The following is a 15995-nucleotide window of genomic DNA, read 5'->3' as shown; positions in this document are numbered from 1 at the left end:
GCGTGTTGCCTTCCGGACAAGCACGGGGACAATGCGTGATGGCGATTTTTGTTAACAGGGGGCTGGGATGGTTATCAGCAATATTGATTTAAAACTGTTGAAGGTATTCAAAACTGTGGTGGAATCCAACGGCTTTTCCAATGCCCAGACCCTGCTGAATGTCGCGCCATCCACCATCAGCGCACAGATGTCGCAGTTAGAGGTCAGGCTGGGATTCAGGTTATGCCAGCGCGGGCGTGCCGGTTTTCTACTGACCGCTAAAGGGGAAGCGTTCTATCAATACACGCTGCAATTTCTGCAATCGCTACACGAATTTCAGGAGCGCAGCACTGCGCTTAAGGGCGGCCTGACCGGTACACTGCGTATCGGTTTTCTGGATAATGTAGTTACTGACCCGAAAAATCCGCTCTGCCAGGCAATAGAGATGCTGATGCAGTTACCGCAAAATACGCTTCATCTGGAATTGGAAACGCTCTCGCCCCCTGAACTGGAAAAAAAAGTACTGGACCATAGTCTCGATGCGGCGATCAGTATCTTCCCCGGACGCCTGCCCGGTCTCTGTTACCAAGCGCTCTATGACGAACAGGATATTCTGGTATGCCGCAAAGATCATCCCTTGGTCGAGGTGGATAATCCCCAGCATATCATCAGTGCCCTGCCCGGCACACCGCGGGTGATCCGCACCTTTCTGACCAATAACGAGTTCCCGTTGCAGGTTGTCAAGGATACGGTATCAGCCAGCGTCAGCAATCTGGAGGCATCGGCGATACTGGTGCTCACCGGCCTATATATCGGTTTTTTTCCTCAACATTATATCCAGCGCTGGCTGGATTCGGGTGAACTGGTCTCCTTGCGGCCGGATAGCATCAGCCGCCATTCACTCTTCAAACTTATCTACCGCGATAAAAAGACGCCATTATCCCTGCCGCTCCAGGCGTTTTTACGTTGCGTTAATAGCGTCATGGAGACCTAGCTTATTGGGCCTGCGCCTCGCCAAGATTTCCGGATTGTGATAACCGGTCGTCGGCACGCTTCATCCGCAGCAATGCGTAACCAGAAAAGGGTAGAAAACATGACAGCTGAAAACACCGGGGAATTTTACAGCACCCTACTACCGGCCGGTTCCCACTGGTCGTTTCGTCTGCGGCGCGGTACCGCCCTGCGCCTCAACGACAGCCAGGGCGGTGCCAACGTCGGGATGCTGTTTTATAACCCGGAAAATTTGCTGGAGCGCTATAACGCCCCCGATACGCTGAAATGCCAGCACACGTTCCGCCTGACTACCGGCCACTGTCTCTATTCCGATATGGGCCGGATATTCTGCGGTATCGAAAAAGACAGTTTCGGTTGGCACGATACGGTCTGCGGCACCATGAACGCCGCGCTGACCGAACAGCGTTTCGGTCTAGCTAATTATCAGCAGGCGCTCAACGAACGCCATCAGAACGGCTATGATAGTTTTTTGGTCGAACTTAAGAAATACGGCCTCGGCAAACGGGATATGGCAGCCTGCCTCAATCTGTTTTCCAGGGTGGAGGTTAATGATGAGGGCGCAATCCGGTTAGTGGCGCATTCACAGCCCGGCAGTTCGGTTACGTTGCGATTCGCCATGGATTCGCTGGTAATACTGCATACGTGCCCCCATCCCTTGACACAAGCTGTCAGCTACCCCCGCGCCCCCGTGGAAATCGCCCTGCTGGCCGACACCGCGCCGTTGCCCGAAGCCTGCCTGAACCGCGATGAGAACCGCCGCGGACTTACCAATAATCAATTGTATTATGCGGCTTCGCCAGCCCCTTTCGGCGATAGGCAAGACAACCGGGCGCCGACTGCCAAGGCAGGCATCAGCCCCGTTATTCGTTGAGGAAAGTCACATGATCAAGACCAGCGACTTAGAGATGCAGGATTCCCGTTATCACCGCAGGATTGACGCAGGAGACTACTGGCTGTACCGCCTGGAGTCGGGTCATACGCTGCGCATAAGCGACAGTGAAGGTAACCAGGCGGTTGATACCTTATTTTTTAACGCCGATGATATTGCCGAACGCTACAGTATGATGGATACCCTGCGTGGACAACGCAATGTTTTTCTTACCGCCGGCAGCGTGCTGCGTTCTAACGACGATAACCCCATGCTGGAGATTGTCGCCGATACCTGCGGCCGTCATGACACTTTAGGCGGGGCCTGCGCCACCGAAAGCAATACGGTGCGTTACTCCCTGGAAAAACGCCACATGCATGCCTGTCGCGACAGTTGGATGCTGGCGCTGGCCGAACATCCCGAATATGGTCTGACTAAACGCGACATAACCCATAATATCAATTTTTTCATGAACGTACCGGTAACCGCTCAAGGAGGTCTCACCTTTGCAGATGGCATTTCAGCGCCCGGTAAATATGTTGAGCTTGTGGCCAGAATGAATGTGCTAGTGCTGATTTCCAATTGCCCGCAGCTTAACAATCCCTGCAACGGCTACCAGCCTACGCCCATCGAAGTCAATATCTGGTCATAACGATGACGGCTCGGCTTCCATTAGAGGCCGGGAGCGTTAATCCTCACATCCCAATAGGAACTTATGTATGCGACATATCACCTGCGCGACCGTGCAAGAATGGCAAACGCATTATCAGAGCAAACCTGAGACGGTAAGGGATACCTTGACATCCTTACTTGCCAGACTCGGTGGACCGGATACCGCATGGATCTATCTTGCAACGCCAGAGCAATTGGCCCTTCAATGCGACCAGCTTGCAAAACGCGTTGCCAGTATCAAAGGCAATCGTTCTGCCCTTCCGCTGTACGGTATCCCTTTTGCGGTCAAAGATAATATTGATGTCGGCGGCTGGCCGACCAGCGCCGCATGTCCGGAATTTATCTATGAGGCATCCCGTGATGCGCAAGTCGTTGCTCGCTTACGCGCGGCGGGCGCTATCGTTATCGGTAAGACCAATTTGGATCAATTCGCCACCGGACTGGTGGGAACCCGCTCGCCGTACGGAGCGGTGACCAATAGCTTTAACCCAGACTATGTCAGCGGCGGATCCAGTTCAGGTTCGGCATCGGTGGTGGCTCGCGGTCTGGTACCCTTTGCCCTGGGCACCGATACTGCCGGTTCGGGGCGTGTTCCGGCCGGTTTTAATAATATCGTCGGTCTAAAACCCACCAAAGGCTGGCTTTCCACTCACGGTGTGGTGCCCGCCTGTCGGCTGAATGACTGTGTTTCGGTCTTTGCCCTGACCGCTGCCGATGCTTGGACTATTGCCGAAATTGCCGGCGGCTATAGCGTTAACGACGCCTATTCCCGGCATCATCCGGGCACCACGCCGGCGCTGATGCCGGCCGCGCCGCGCTTAGCCGTGCCGGACAAGGTGGAGTTTTTTGGCGATCGAGCCAGCGAGCAAGCTTTTCGGCAGGCGCTGCAAAAGCTGCAAGACAGCGGCGCAATTTTGGAGGTCATTGATTATACTCCATTCAGCAGCTTGGCCGAGCAGCTTTATGAGGCCGCATGGGTGGCAGAACGTACGGTCATCATTGGTTCCCGATTGCAAGATGATCCCGCCAGCCTGGATCCGGTGGTAAGAAGCATTATCGCTAAAGGGCTGGACTATAGCGCTTGCGATGCCTGGCGGGCCGAGTATCTGCGAGCGGAGTTGTCCAGGAGTATCAATGAGACACTGCGCCTCTTTGACGCGCTATTAGTGCCTACCTCCCCCACCATTCGTACTATTGATGAGATGAAACAGGAACCGGTGCATTACAATTCACAGTTCGGTATTTATACCAATTTTACCAATTTGGCGGATTTGTGCGCTTTGGCGTTGCCTTCATCACTGCGCGACGACGGTTTACCGGCAGGTATTACGCTTATCGCACCCGCCTGGCATGACCGGGCGCTGGCCGATTTCGGCATGCGCTGGCAACAAGGGCTGAACCTGCCGCTCGGTGCGACCGGCCGCGCCATACCGGCGCAACGGCCGGTTCTCAGAGAACCTTCACTTTTGCATGTCAGGGTAGCGGTGGTCGGCGCCCATCTGCGCGGTATGCCGCTTAATGAACAATTGACCTCTCGTGGTGCGGTTTTTGTCGAGACAGGCAGCACCGCTCCGCAGTATCGTCTCTACGCGCTGGCCGCGACACTACCGCCTAAACCGGGCCTGACGAAGGCGGAAAATGGGCGAAGTATCGAAATCGAACTTTGGGATATTCCTTTGGCGCGCTTCGGCGAGTTTGTCGACAAAATCCCTGCCCCCCTTGGTATCGGTACGCTGATACTTGCAGATGGGCGTGCGGTCAAAGGTTTTATCTGTGAAAATTATGCGCTGGCGGATGCCCTGGATATTACTGCTTTCGGGGGCTGGAAAAATTACCTCGCCAGTCTTGCATGATGTGCCAATTGCACACCTCATATTGAGAACTTGTCGCCAACATTTTGCTGGCGTCCACCTAGCATCATTCCGATCTTTTTTACGAATTTCAAGTTTCAAGCTTAGCGGAACTCGTACAGGGAAGCGACAGTACTCGGGGTTATGAAGGAGGGTATCACTCAGGCCAGATGGAGATACCATCAAGTCACACTTCGCATACCACGCATGCCAAGTACCATTCAATCAAATTAAAATCTCTTGCCTACGCTTAAGAAATAAGCGTCAACTCAGGGCCGTATTGACGCTTATTCAGCAGGGATGTTGAGGTTCCACGGCAGGAGATCTGTGATTTTGTTGATCGGGTGATCCGCGATAGTGGCAAGCACATGGCGCAGATACGCTTCCCGCTCCACGCCGTTCAGTTTGCAACTGCCGATCAGCGTGTACATCCGCGCCGCCCGCTCTCCGAACCGAAGAACAGATAGATGGTATGACCTTGATATAATCGCTTTGGTATTGGTGCATTATTCGGAGGTCATCATGGCATCGAGTACTCCATCAGTTTATGTAGGTCTGGATGTTCATAAAGAGTCGCTGGCTGTAGCCATCGCCAACCCTGAAAGGCTTGGCGAAATCCGCTTCTACGGGAATATTCCAAATCAGCAGCAGAGCATTCATCATTTATTTCTGAAGCTACAAAAACAACATCCGTATATCACGGCTTGTTATGAGGCGGGCCCATGTGGATTTGGCATTTATCACCAACTTACTGAGATGAATGTCGAATGCATCGTTGTTGCTCCCTCCCGTATTCCCAAATCACCCACCGACAAAATTAAAAATGACCATCGTGACGCGGTCGGTCTTGCCCGGCTGTTGCGTGCCGGCGAACTCACTCCGGTCTGGATACCTGATCTGACTCATGAAGCCATGCGGGATCTGGTTCGGGCGAGAACCGCTGCCAAATTAGATAATAGGATCGCCCGGCAACGTATTCAGAGCATGCTGCTTCGTACCGATAGGCGCTACGATAAAAAGCCCTGGGGATATAATCACCGGGTGTGGCTGGCGGATCAGTCTTTCCCCCTTCCATAGCAACAGATTGCTTTTCAGCACTATTGCCAGAGCCTGGAACAAATTGAAAATAGGATTGAGCAACTGGATAAAGAAATTGAACGGTTGCTGCCAGAGTGGTCTCTGTACAATGTGGTCTGTCAGTTACAGGCACTGAAAGGCGTGGGGAAAATCATCGCGGTTTCCCTGGTATCCGAACTGGGTGATTTCTCCCGGTTTGCCAATCCCAAACAAATCATGGCCTATCTGGGGTTAATTCCTGGTGAGCATTCCAGCGGTAATACAACCCGGCCCAGGGGAATAACCAAAACCGGCAACAGCGAACTGCGCAGATTGCTTTATGAATCCGCCTGGTCTTACCGGGCTCCCGCCAAGGTGGGTGCATGGCTGATAACCTACCGGCCTGATTCGGTCACCCAGGACTCAAAGGATATCGCCTGGAAAGCTCAGCAGCGGCTTTGCTCCCGATATAAAAAATTGCTCCAGAAAGGAAAAAAATCACAGGTTGCCATTACCGCCGTCGCTCGAGAGCTGACAGGATTTATATGGGACATTGACCTGACAGCCCGACAATCCAGTTAACGGTACAGCGTTAAACCCTGAAGCGCGCCGGGCACGGAATGAGTGATCCTCGTCAAGAATTTAGGTCGGTAAACAGTAATCCGATACCAGCAGGTAGAAAGAGGCCAGCTCATGACGAAAACCATCGTGGGGCAAACCATCCCCAAATAAGAGTCTGTTAAATTCAGGATACAGCCCGGTCGCTTCAGGCACCATGACGCCAGTTACTGTCTACAGCGTAGCTGATCCAGGCTGTGCGGGATAAGTACGGGCGAAATCCTTGACAAAGGTCATAAGAGTTCTTGCGACCCCAGGCTCACCACCCGCAGCGCGTTTTCGGCGATATTGTTGTCGATCTCCGCCCAGCCATCGGTACTGTAATAACACAGTGCCTGCCAGTGGTTCATCAGGTAGTTGAACGCCTTCGCCGTATCGGCCAGGCGCGACAGCGTGGTGAGTTTTTCCCGGATCCAGCTCTCCAGGCTCATCAGTAACGGCCAGGATCGCGCTTCGCGCACCTGCCTTCGTTCTTCGGCCGGACGCCCCCGGATGTCGGCTTCGATCGCATACAGTTCACCGATCCACTGCAGGGCTACGGTAGTGGTCGGTGATGGATGCCGCATAGGGATATCATGGATCTTACGCCGGGCGTGGGCCATACAGCCGACCTCGCGGATACGGTCTTCTTTATACAGCGGGTTGAAGCCCGCATCCGCATCCTCCTTCCCCTGCAACAGTCCGCTGAACCCGGCCAGATGCGTTTGCGGGTGAACCCCCTTGCGGTCCGGGCATCAGTCTACGGACCGTTTTGCCATTAAGCAATATTTCTTCATTTTGTCACGCAAGTCTCAGGGGTCGGTATCCGTATCGCCCTTTATTCTGATGATACAGTCTCAGGATCAGCGCCTTTACGGTTTCATAGCGATCCGGGAGGATCATTATTTTCTGATGATAGTAGAATGTACTACGCGGCAGCCCTGCTGCCTTTAACAGCCGGGGCAGTGACCACCACCTATGCCTTAGCTCATTCACGATCTTTACTTTTCCCCTGGTAATGAACGTGATTTTTTGCGGAACCAAGGCCTGCAACTTTTTTAAGTTAGCATTCTTAGCCCGCAACTGTTCAAGTTCTTCCCGCTCTGTGCCGGTCAACAATGATGGCTGTGATGATGGTAATGATTGCAGCGTTTCAGGCAAGCTTCTGGCTTTTCCTTTTTTTCGGGTGAAGGCGTTTTCTCCTGACTTATTATATTTTTTAGCCAGAGCGATACAGTATAGAATGTAGGAATACCATACTTTACAGCAGCTTCTCGAATCGAGAGTTTATTGTGTAAAATTTCGCTGATGACGATAAGTTTGAAATCGGCTGTGGCTATATAGCGGCCCTTCTTCCCCGTCAGGGTTCCGATGCCCTGCTCTCGATATATATAGACCCACTTCCTCACGGTGCTAGGACTGATAACATGAAGTTCAGCAACTGACACAAGGCTGAGCTTCCCTTGGAGATACTTGTATTTGCCCCTTGATGATCCAATACTACTCCGCCACTTTCTGTTTGAACTCTAATGCAAACTTCGGCATTTGTGCCCCTCCATCAAATAAACTGGTCCGATGTCCAACAATTGGGGCGCAGATCACCACCTACGTTTTCATTAAATCTCCACAACAATTTTTCCGGTATGTTTACCCTTGAGCTGATATTGGAAAGCGTCAACAATTTTGTCCAGCGGCCAAACAGAATCAATCATCGGGCGGACGTCAGTTTTTTCTAAGGCCCGAATCATGTCCTGTTGATGCGTGCGGCAACCCACTGTGATGCCCTTGACGGTCAGTTGCTTACCCATAATTGCTCCGGTTGGCACGTCACCGGCGATACCGGTAAAGACACCAATCAAGGTGATTTTCCCTCCGATGCGCGAAGCCTTAATAGATTGTGCAAGAGTGCCCGGACCTCCAATCTCAACCACATGATCGACACCTCGGCCTCCTGTCATTTCAAAGATTCGTTCACCCCATTCCGGTTCTTGTTGGTAATTCACAACGCCCGCAGCGCCCTGGTCTCGCAACCAGATCATTTTATCCGGTGAGGAAGATGTTGCCCAAACTCTTGCTCCTGCCATCTTGGCAATCTGAAGAGCAAAAACAGACACACCGCCTGAACCGAGTATTAGCACATCCTCACCCGGCTTGATACGTCCCTCAACCACCAGTGCACGCCACGCCGTCACTGCAGCAGTCGGAAGTGTTGAAGCTTCGGCATGGGACCAACCTTCAGGCGCAAGCGTGAAATAATGTGCTGGTCTAACGACAAAGGTTGTTGCATAACCGTCGAGCCCATCGCCCGGTGTACGACTGAATCCGCTAACAGGACATTCCCCATTCTCCCAGTCCGGAAAAAATGTCGATATCACCGAGTCCCCCGGCTTAAACGCGGAAACGCCTTCTCCGGTGCTCTCGACAACGCCGGCGCCGTCAGACATAAGCACCCGTCCGGGAGCGGCGGGAAGAATACCTGCAACCACGTTATAATCATGAAAATTAAGTGAAACATTATGAATTCTGACCCTGATCTCGCCTTTTCCTGGCTTGCCCGGATCCGGGATATCGATAATCGAGAGGCTATCAATACCGGCTGTCTGACCTCGTTGAGCAGCTTTCATGTCGTGTTTTTCTCCCTATTTCAGTTATATTGACCGGCTGACTTTAGCGCTATTAAGCAATTCAGGTAAGTACCTACAAAAATGTCTGTATCTATAAAGGATGCTGCTAAATGAAAAATGTGCTGGCAGAACGTCTCCGCCGCCGTGAAACGTTTGATGCCAACTGTCCTCACAGGCGGCTGCTCAGCCATATCACGAGTCGTTGGGGGACATTGGCACTGATTACTATGATAGATGGTCCACACCGCTTCGGTGCACTGAAGCGAAAAATGGGTGGTATTACAGACAGGATGCTGATTAAAACACTACATGAGCTAGAAAAAGATTCAATGATCGTCCGACAGGTTTATCAGATTATGCCCCCTCATACGGAATATGAGTTAACAAAATCTGGAAAGGAAGCAGCTGTCCATATTGAAAATCTCACCGACTGGATAGCTGATTATTTGGATCAGCAAAAGTGAGCATCAAGCTTTTCCCAGACACTGAACGGACGGATGGAGTTACGCGAGCAAAGAAAAGAAACTGGCCTTCGGCCCGTACCCTGCTGTTTCGTCGGTATAAGACCGGCAACAACGAAATTGGACTGCCCTTGGGATCGTGAGCACATGTCATTGTGGCACGACACAAGGCGACGGATACTCCAGACTTATTCCCCCTCGAACTCTTCAGTTGACAGTAAAGATGTCGTCAGGGGTCAGATGAATGCGATAGTTCCTCTGCGCGTCCGGTCCCCCGTAACGCAATAAAGATGACAATGGCGGTTAGTGCCGTTACGGTCGCGAGCACAACGAGCAGGATGCTGACAAGGTGTCCCAACGGATCGTGGCGTTCGATATCCGGCAGGCAACGTTTCGTGTCGGACCGGGGCGAGGCGCTACTGGTGGCCGCCCTGTCTGGTATGGGCATCGCATATCTGCCCGCATTTCTGTTCGAACAGCATCTTGAAGCGAAACGACTCATACAGGTCCTGCCCGAGTGCCGTACGGAAGAGGTGCCAATCTCGGTTATGTATCCTTCGAAGCGTTACCTGCCTGCGAAGGTGCGCGCCTTCGTCGATGCGTTAGTGGAAGCGGCGAAGGATACAGCACCGGTTCCACCACGGTATTGATAACATTTTTTTCCTTTTAGTGAACCCGCGCGCCACCGAGATGAACGTGAAATGGCGCATTCGAATCCAAGGCCACTCGTTCGCAACTGAACTGGCCGGAATTTCAGCGGTTTGCCAACGGCTTGCGCGAGTGTTTCTCGAATCAAGCCAACAAGATAGGCTGATCACTGGTTGCGCTAGCGTGAGGTGTTGGCCAGAATGGCTTAGTACAAGGGACTGGTCACAGAAAGAAAATGAGTTTTCAATGAGATATTGGGAATATCTTCTTATTACACGTAATTATAGATAAACAGCTAATGTAACGGCCTAATAATCAAGGCCAGTAAAATATGCGTAGTGAATGTCATACACCATCTTTAATAAACTTCTTTCTCATAAGGACACTATCATGCTTTGTATCAAAAATTAATTTTACTAGGGACCGAATTTCAACACAATAATACCCGAACATGATAATAAAACCGATTAAACTAACTGTTTTTATAGTGCCAAAATTAACACGAAGTATGGCGCAAACTATTAATTATTGGTTTTTTTCATGGCTAGACGGAGAAAATTTTCTATGATTGGATTGTCTTCATCGATACGGCAAGCCACCGCCAATTTTGCAGTTTGATCATTTTTTGGTAACTTACGATAGATGATATTTTCAAGCTTTATCCTACTTAATGTTTCAGGTAAGATAGAAACACCGAGTCCTCCCGCGATCATCGTCATAATGGCCATGGCATTCCTCACAGGTTTGATTTTTTCGGGGATAAAACCACATATTTTTTGCAATATAGGAAGGAGTTCAAAATTGGATTCCGAATCTGTAAACACAAAAAATGTTTCATCGGCTAATAGCGCTAAATCTATAATTTCTTGGTTGGCCATGGCATGGTCGGACGGTAATGCAATCATCCAAGGCCATGCACCGACTTGTGCAATTTTGATAGACTCGGGGATGCTAACTGAATACAATGTAACGTAACCAATATCGAGTTGACTTTTTTGTAATCCTTGCAATTGTGATCGAATTGACATTTCATTCAAACTAATGTCCACCTGAGGATATTGCTGTCTAAAAGAACGTACAGTTGAAGATAAAACACCAGAATAAGCAGAATTGCCTGAAAATCCAATGTTGAGTTGTCCTATCTCACCTGCACCGGCACGACTAGCTAACAGTGCAGCGTGATCCACCTTTTCAAGAATCATCTTAGCTTCATGGAAGAAAATCCGGCCGGCTTCCGTTAACTCGACATGTCGATTAGTACGGTTAAACAAACGAACCCCGAGAACACCTTCCAATGCTTTAATTTGCATACTAAGGGCCGGTTGAACAATATTTAACAACTGAGCGGCTCTTCCAAAATGTAACTCACTCGCTACAGCTAAAAAATATCGCAAATGGCGTAGCTCTAAATTTTCGGGGGATTTAATAAGCATGATTAGCTATCTTAACTTTGGATGAATGATTTAATTATAACAATAATTTTCACTTATAACCAGAATAACATATAAATTTTTATATCTTTAACGCTTAAGTGTTACTGTATAATATAATACAAGATGCATTCAACTTTCTGTTATTTCTCATTTGACTAAACAGATTATTGTTATAAGTAAATATCTTCTAATATTAAGAATGATGGGGATAGAAAATTCATAAAATTTATTTAAGGCCATATAATTTCATTAAATAAGTTTTTTTGCGATACCTTTCCATGAGAATTTTTAACAATTCATGGAGTCGACGCCTTCACTCTTAATGTTACCGTGACAGGTTCCAGCACGACAAGTAAATATTAATTTCTGACAAGCATACTTAAATTCTAGGCCTGTTACCTCGTCGCCGAACTTGGGTAAACGCAGAGAAAGTATATAAAGCCTTACCTCTTTGTGGTTTAAAATATTTATTCATGTACTATTACAATACTTTTTTAACTTAATGGTTTTTTCATTCGGCTTAGCCATTTACTTCAACAAATTAACATATTGCCACATCAATAATGACAGTAAGTAAAATTCTACTTTCTTTGATTATTTTTTATAAGCAATACCGCTTTATCATATTTAAGTATATTAAGAAAACCTAGTTATCAATTCATCGTTACTTGATAGAATTCGTCTTTTTGAGTATCGCATTCCAGTAGTCATCATTAATACTGATTGATTGATAAAAATAATATATTATGATTATAATTAAAACTATCATATAATCCTTTCCGAGATAAATTATCAAAAAGAATGATTCGTCATATTTCTTAACTTCATTACTTTATAACATGATACCTGGCAATATTTAGCAAAGCACAAGTGATTTATTCCTTAAATTATTCACTATAAGGAAAAGTCTCATGCACATAGTCTTTTTATCTCATCACTTGTTTTTGATGCTGAACATAGCAACCTCACTGTTAAAGTTATCACTGATATATAAGGGTATTTGATGTCATTAATTTCAGCTCTGATCAGAATGCGTTTTGCTTTTAAGTTAAGTTTTGCCGTGCTTTTCGCGTTGGTAGTTGGATTTGAATTAAATTTACAAACCCCACGCTGGTCAGCAATGACCGCAATAATCGTCGCTGGCGGTTCCGCTCTTAGCGCGGGGGGAGAACCCTTCTCTGGTGCCATTCGGCATCGAGGTTGGCTCAGAATAGTAGGAACCTTTATTGGTACGGCCTTCGGTCTGGCGATTATTATTGCAAGCGCTCGTGCACCAATGGTCATGCTACTAGTGTGTTGTATTTGGGCAGGCATCTGCTCCTACTTCTCTTCACGTATTTCTCTAGAAAATTCTTATGCCTGGGCGCTTGCCGGTTATACTTCCCTCATTCTTATCGTAACCTGCGCTAGCAGCACGTCCAACCTTTTACTGGCCCCGCAGTTCGCGGTAGAACGCTGTTCTGAAATCGTACTGGGCATTCTAAGTGCTATATTAGCAGATGTGCTGTTCTCTCCTCGGTCGATAAAAAAAGATATCGACCGTTTGGCAGATAAACTAATAGTGGATCAGTTCCGTTTAATGCAGCTCTGCGTAAGCGGGGATAGCATGGAAGAAAGTGAACTTGACAGACGCTGGAATAGGCTAGTCCATGAAAGTAATAGTCTTACGGGAATGCGTACTAATCTTTTACTTGAATCTTCTGCCTGGCATCGAGTAACACGTCGTATCGAAGCCCTTCATAGTTTATCACTGGCGATGATTACTCATGCTTGTGAAACTTACTTTGTACTGCTCAATAATTCCAGTCAGCTATCAAGTAATATTAAAGATTTATTTAGCGCACCGGTGGAAACCCGGCAAGATGTGCATTCTCGCCTAAAGGTCTTGCGGCTAGAGCTGGCTAATCATGGTATTCAGGAGGTATTACAACCGGTGGTTGATTGGACTGGTGTTGCTACACGTTATTTATTAATAGGTAAAGGTATTCAAACCAATAGCTCAATTAGTATTATTGAAGAAGATGTCTTAAGCCGTGAGCGGTTGATTAAAAAAAATTCGGGAGACTGGCATCAGTCCATAGTCAATGGCATACGTACCTGGTTGGCGACCTCTTTTGGCTGCTTGTTGTGGTTATGGACCGGTTGGTCTTCAGGAAGTGGTTTTATGTTGGCAATTGCGGTAGTGACAACATTAGCAATGCGCACCAATAATCCACGTTTGGTAGCGTTGGATTTTGTTGTAGGATTTGCCCTAGCAGTTCCGGTAGCATCATTCTATTTTTTGTTTATAATTCCCTCAACTCAACAAAGCCTTCTACTATTATGTCTGAGTCTGGGTGTACTCACATTTTTCTCGGGCATTGAAATCCAGAAAAGACGTATGGGTATGCTTGGCATGCTATTGGGATCCGTAAATATATTAGTACTATCAAATCCCATGAAATTTGATATGATCACTTTTATTGATAGTGCAGCCGGCCAGCTCATTGGCGGTTGTGTCGCTTTGGTAGTGTTTACTCTTATCCCTAATCTTGCTCATAAAAAGGTTGGACAGAGGTTACTTGATAGTTTTGTTACTAGTGCTGTAACGGCATTAACAACACGAACCGCCAAGCGAAGCGAGAATCGCCTACCTTATTTATACTCACGGCTAAATAATATGATGATGTCATTTCCAAACGATATACAGAAGTATCGTCTGGCCATTTTATTAATAATTGCACATCAAAGATTTTTACGGACAGAGGTCCCAGACAATAAAGAATTTTTGCATTTACATAAACAAATAAGAAAGACCGCATCTAATCTAATAAAAACAAAAAATCCCGTAAAACGCACTTATTATTTTGATCATTTATTAAATAAGATAGATGATTATCAACTAGTGTTGAAAAAAAACAAAGTATCAAGGGACATTTGTGAACCAATTGATATTTTTTCGAAGATGCTTCATCAATATGGCAATATTTTATTTAAATAGTTTATTTTCGATACTAAAAAGATGATTATTTCTTTAGACATTACCATTACTTCATTAAATGTAAACTTCTGTAGATCTCCATGTGCTTTAATGAACCTGATACGGACATTACCAGCATAATTACATAAAGCAGTGTTGATATAACAGATAATATTCCTAGGTTTGTTTATTTGTTTAGAAAAAAAAGAATGTACTACTAAACAGAATATCCGCAATGCCTGGGGTAATACGGACCTCCTCGTTAATTCTGATGGTGTCGGAGCAGTCATAACGGATTGCGCGGGGTAACTATGTGCCTGTACATCCGTCACAGCTGCTGAATGTAGTTTTACTGCCTGCCGGCATTAACTCCCTTTACAGTCAGTTTCGCTGACTCTTTCGCCATGAATGATTTTGCTGTAGACCTCCGCGCTTAATTTTGGCGTTCTCTTCTGCGTGTCGTAATCCACATAGATCATGCCGAAACGGCTTTTATACCCGCTCAGCCATTCAAGATTGTCATGACTGGACCAGACGTGGTAACCCTGGACATTAGCGCCCTTCGCAATTGATCGTTTCATGGCAGCGATGTGAGCGACCAGGTAGAGACAGCGATTTACGTCGGTAACTTTACCATTGATTAACTTGTCCTCCCCCTCAAAACCTGCACCATTTTCGGTGATGATGACAGGTGGGTTACCATATTCATCCCTCACGCGCTCAAGCAGAGCGGAAAATTGATCGGGTCTGACCGCGCCATTAAAAGCAAGTTTTTCATCAGGCGGGAAGAAAAGTTCAGGGGCGTAGCTTTCGTTACTGCTTTGCTGATGGCGAATGAAAAAAGGGGCGTAATAATTAATACCAAGGAAGCCCAAACCAGCGTCGTGAATTCGTCTGGCATCATCAGGCTGAACATCTATATCCAGATGATATGCTGACACCAGTTGTAGGACATCAGCCGGATAGGTTCCTTTGTACATTGCATCAAGGAACCAGCGGTTCAAAATACCGTCAACGAGCCGGGCGTTGTCTTTATCCTCTTTTGACGCTTTTTTTCCCGTCAGCACAGGAAAGAAAGGCAGCGCAATGCCCAGACGGCCTTTATACTGTTTCGCTTTAAAACTTTCCGCTGCGGCGGCAGATGCCAGCAGGATGTGATTGTATGACTTGAGCGAAGTCTCAAGGTAAGGCAGCGTTGGCACGATGGGAGGAAACTTAATCTCTTCACCCTTTATCCGTTTCTCGGCCATGATTTTTGTTGCGACCTCAACGGTCGGCTCATTAATCAGAACGAATTGGTCGACCTGGTCTGAGAAGTTGGCAAAGATGACCTCTGCATAGCGACGAAACCACTCTACAGATTCACGATTTTCCCACCCTCCGGCCGCAGCCAGCGACTCTGGCATGTCCCAGTGATACAGGGTCACAAGCGGTACAATACCGGCCGCCTTAAGGTCCGCAATGAACTGGCGATAATGGGCGATGGCCTGCAAGTTCACTGGTCCCTGACCATCTGGGATAATGCGGGTCCAGGCAATAGAGAAGCGATAGCTGTTCAGACCGAGCGATTTGAATAGCTCAATATCTTTCAAATATTGGGCACGATCATAAAAATTAATGGCTACATTTCCTGAAATGCCTGGCCCTGCAAGATGTTTTTCATCAAGATAATAGTCCCATACGGACCGGCCTTTCCCGTCTGCATTGTTTGCGCCTTCAACCTGGTAAGCGGCTGATGCTGCACCCCACAGAAAATTGTCAGGCACATCGGCAGCCCACACAACATTCATTGCGGCGGTCAGGCCTAACGCCAGTACTCCTCTTATCATCATTT

General features: G+C 47.7%; 11 protein-coding genes and 3 pseudogenes. 8 read left to right on the top strand and 6 right to left on the bottom strand.

Going from position 1 to position 15995, the window contains the following annotated elements:
• Window positions 1-67: 67 nt before the first annotated feature.
• From ACL2XM_RS05595 to atzF, 4 genes are all read left to right on the top strand, one after another.
• Window positions 68-973 (top strand): LysR family transcriptional regulator, encoded by a 906-nt coding sequence (locus tag ACL2XM_RS05595; RefSeq protein ID WP_413729959.1) that lies wholly within the window; start codon window positions 68-70, stop codon window positions 971-973.
• Window positions 974-1072: 99 nt separating this feature from the next.
• Window positions 1073-1864 carry an urea amidolyase associated protein UAAP1 gene (locus tag ACL2XM_RS05590; protein ID WP_413729958.1) on the top strand — a complete coding sequence of 264 codons (792 nt, stop codon included), beginning with the start codon at window positions 1073-1075 and terminating at the stop codon, window positions 1862-1864.
• A gap of 10 nt (window positions 1865-1874) precedes the next feature.
• Entirely contained in the window at window positions 1875-2513 is a 639-nt protein-coding gene (locus tag ACL2XM_RS05585; RefSeq protein ID WP_413729957.1) for an urea amidolyase associated protein UAAP2, read from the top strand.
• A gap of 67 nt (window positions 2514-2580) precedes the next feature.
• Entirely contained in the window at window positions 2581-4386 is a 1806-nt protein-coding gene (atzF, locus tag ACL2XM_RS05580; protein ID WP_413729956.1) for an allophanate hydrolase, read from the top strand.
• Window positions 4387-4670: 284 nt separating this feature from the next.
• Here atzF and ACL2XM_RS05575 read toward each other — a convergent pair.
• Window positions 4671-4832, bottom strand: a pseudogene (locus tag ACL2XM_RS05575) (transposase domain-containing protein); the annotation flags it as partial.
• A gap of 73 nt (window positions 4833-4905) precedes the next feature.
• Between ACL2XM_RS05575 and ACL2XM_RS05570 the strand changes: the two are divergent.
• Window positions 4906-6021: pseudogene (locus ACL2XM_RS05570) on the top strand (IS110 family transposase).
• A 272-nt stretch (window positions 6022-6293) separates the two neighbouring features.
• Here ACL2XM_RS05570 and ACL2XM_RS05565 read toward each other — a convergent pair.
• The 3 genes and pseudogenes from ACL2XM_RS05565 to ACL2XM_RS05555 all read right to left on the bottom strand — a co-directional run.
• Window positions 6294-6788 (bottom strand): annotated as a pseudogene (locus ACL2XM_RS05565) (IS66 family transposase); the annotation flags it as partial.
• A 360-nt stretch (window positions 6789-7148) separates the two neighbouring features.
• A complete protein-coding gene (locus ACL2XM_RS05560) occupies window positions 7149-7484 on the bottom strand; it encodes a helix-turn-helix domain-containing protein (protein WP_413729955.1) in 336 nt (111 codons plus the stop codon).
• Window positions 7485-7652: 168 nt separating this feature from the next.
• Entirely contained in the window at window positions 7653-8660 is a 1008-nt protein-coding gene (locus ACL2XM_RS05555; RefSeq protein WP_413729954.1) for a zinc-dependent alcohol dehydrogenase family protein, read from the bottom strand.
• A gap of 110 nt (window positions 8661-8770) precedes the next feature.
• Here ACL2XM_RS05555 and ACL2XM_RS05550 point away from each other — a divergent pair, with 110 nt between their 5' ends.
• On the top strand, window positions 8771-9124 hold the full coding sequence (locus ACL2XM_RS05550) for a winged helix-turn-helix transcriptional regulator (protein WP_413729953.1): 354 nt from the start codon (window positions 8771-8773) through the stop codon (window positions 9122-9124).
• Between the two features lie 287 nt (window positions 9125-9411).
• Window positions 9412-9771: a LysR substrate-binding domain-containing protein gene (locus ACL2XM_RS05545; protein WP_413732576.1), complete on the top strand. Its 360-nt coding sequence runs from the start codon at window positions 9412-9414 to the stop codon at window positions 9769-9771.
• Between the two features lie 519 nt (window positions 9772-10290).
• Here ACL2XM_RS05545 and ACL2XM_RS05540 read toward each other — a convergent pair.
• Complete coding sequence (locus ACL2XM_RS05540; protein WP_413729951.1) at window positions 10291-11202, bottom strand: LysR substrate-binding domain-containing protein; 912 nt, start codon at window positions 11200-11202, stop codon at window positions 10291-10293.
• Between the two features lie 1003 nt (window positions 11203-12205).
• On the opposite strand from ACL2XM_RS05540, the gene aaeB reads away from it, so the two are divergent.
• Complete coding sequence (gene aaeB / locus ACL2XM_RS05535) at window positions 12206-14182, top strand: p-hydroxybenzoic acid efflux pump subunit AaeB (protein WP_413729950.1); 1977 nt, start codon at window positions 12206-12208, stop codon at window positions 14180-14182.
• Window positions 14183-14526: 344 nt separating this feature from the next.
• Here aaeB and ACL2XM_RS05530 read toward each other — a convergent pair whose 3' ends face one another.
• The gene (locus ACL2XM_RS05530) at window positions 14527-15993 is read right to left on the bottom strand and encodes a glycoside hydrolase family 1 protein (RefSeq protein WP_413729949.1); all 1467 of its coding nucleotides are present in this window, start codon (window positions 15991-15993) and stop codon (window positions 14527-14529) included.
• Between the last annotated feature and the right edge of the window lie 2 nt (window positions 15994-15995).

Source organism: Sodalis sp. RH20 (assembly GCF_047324205.1).
Taxonomy (GTDB): domain Bacteria; phylum Pseudomonadota; class Gammaproteobacteria; order Enterobacterales; family Enterobacteriaceae; genus Acerihabitans.
The sequence above is the reverse complement of the archived record's forward strand: the minus strand, read 5'-3'. Positions and strand labels throughout refer to the sequence as shown.

Bases quoted from the DNA above. Each gene is read 5' to 3' on its own strand.
- ACL2XM_RS05555 (WP_413729954.1), bottom strand. From the start codon at position 8,660: ATGAAAGCTGCTCAACGAGGTCAGACAGCCGGTATTGATAGCCTCTCG.
- aaeB (WP_413729950.1), top strand. From the start codon at position 12,206: ATGTCATTAATTTCAGCTCTGATCAGAATGCGTTTTGCTTTTAAGTTA.
- ACL2XM_RS05585 (WP_413729957.1), top strand. From the start codon at position 1,875: ATGATCAAGACCAGCGACTTAGAGATGCAGGATTCCCGTTATCACCGC.
- ACL2XM_RS05590 (WP_413729958.1), top strand. From the start codon at position 1,073: ATGACAGCTGAAAACACCGGGGAATTTTACAGCACCCTACTACCGGCC.
- ACL2XM_RS05545 (WP_413732576.1), top strand. From the start codon at position 9,412: ATGACAATGGCGGTTAGTGCCGTTACGGTCGCGAGCACAACGAGCAGG.
- atzF (WP_413729956.1), top strand. From the start codon at position 2,581: ATGCGACATATCACCTGCGCGACCGTGCAAGAATGGCAAACGCATTAT.
- ACL2XM_RS05550 (WP_413729953.1), top strand. From the start codon at position 8,771: ATGAAAAATGTGCTGGCAGAACGTCTCCGCCGCCGTGAAACGTTTGAT.
- ACL2XM_RS05530 (WP_413729949.1), bottom strand. From the start codon at position 15,993: ATGATGATAAGAGGAGTACTGGCGTTAGGCCTGACCGCCGCAATGAAT.
- ACL2XM_RS05540 (WP_413729951.1), bottom strand. From the start codon at position 11,202: ATGCTTATTAAATCCCCCGAAAATTTAGAGCTACGCCATTTGCGATAT.
- ACL2XM_RS05595 (WP_413729959.1), top strand. From the start codon at position 68: ATGGTTATCAGCAATATTGATTTAAAACTGTTGAAGGTATTCAAAACT.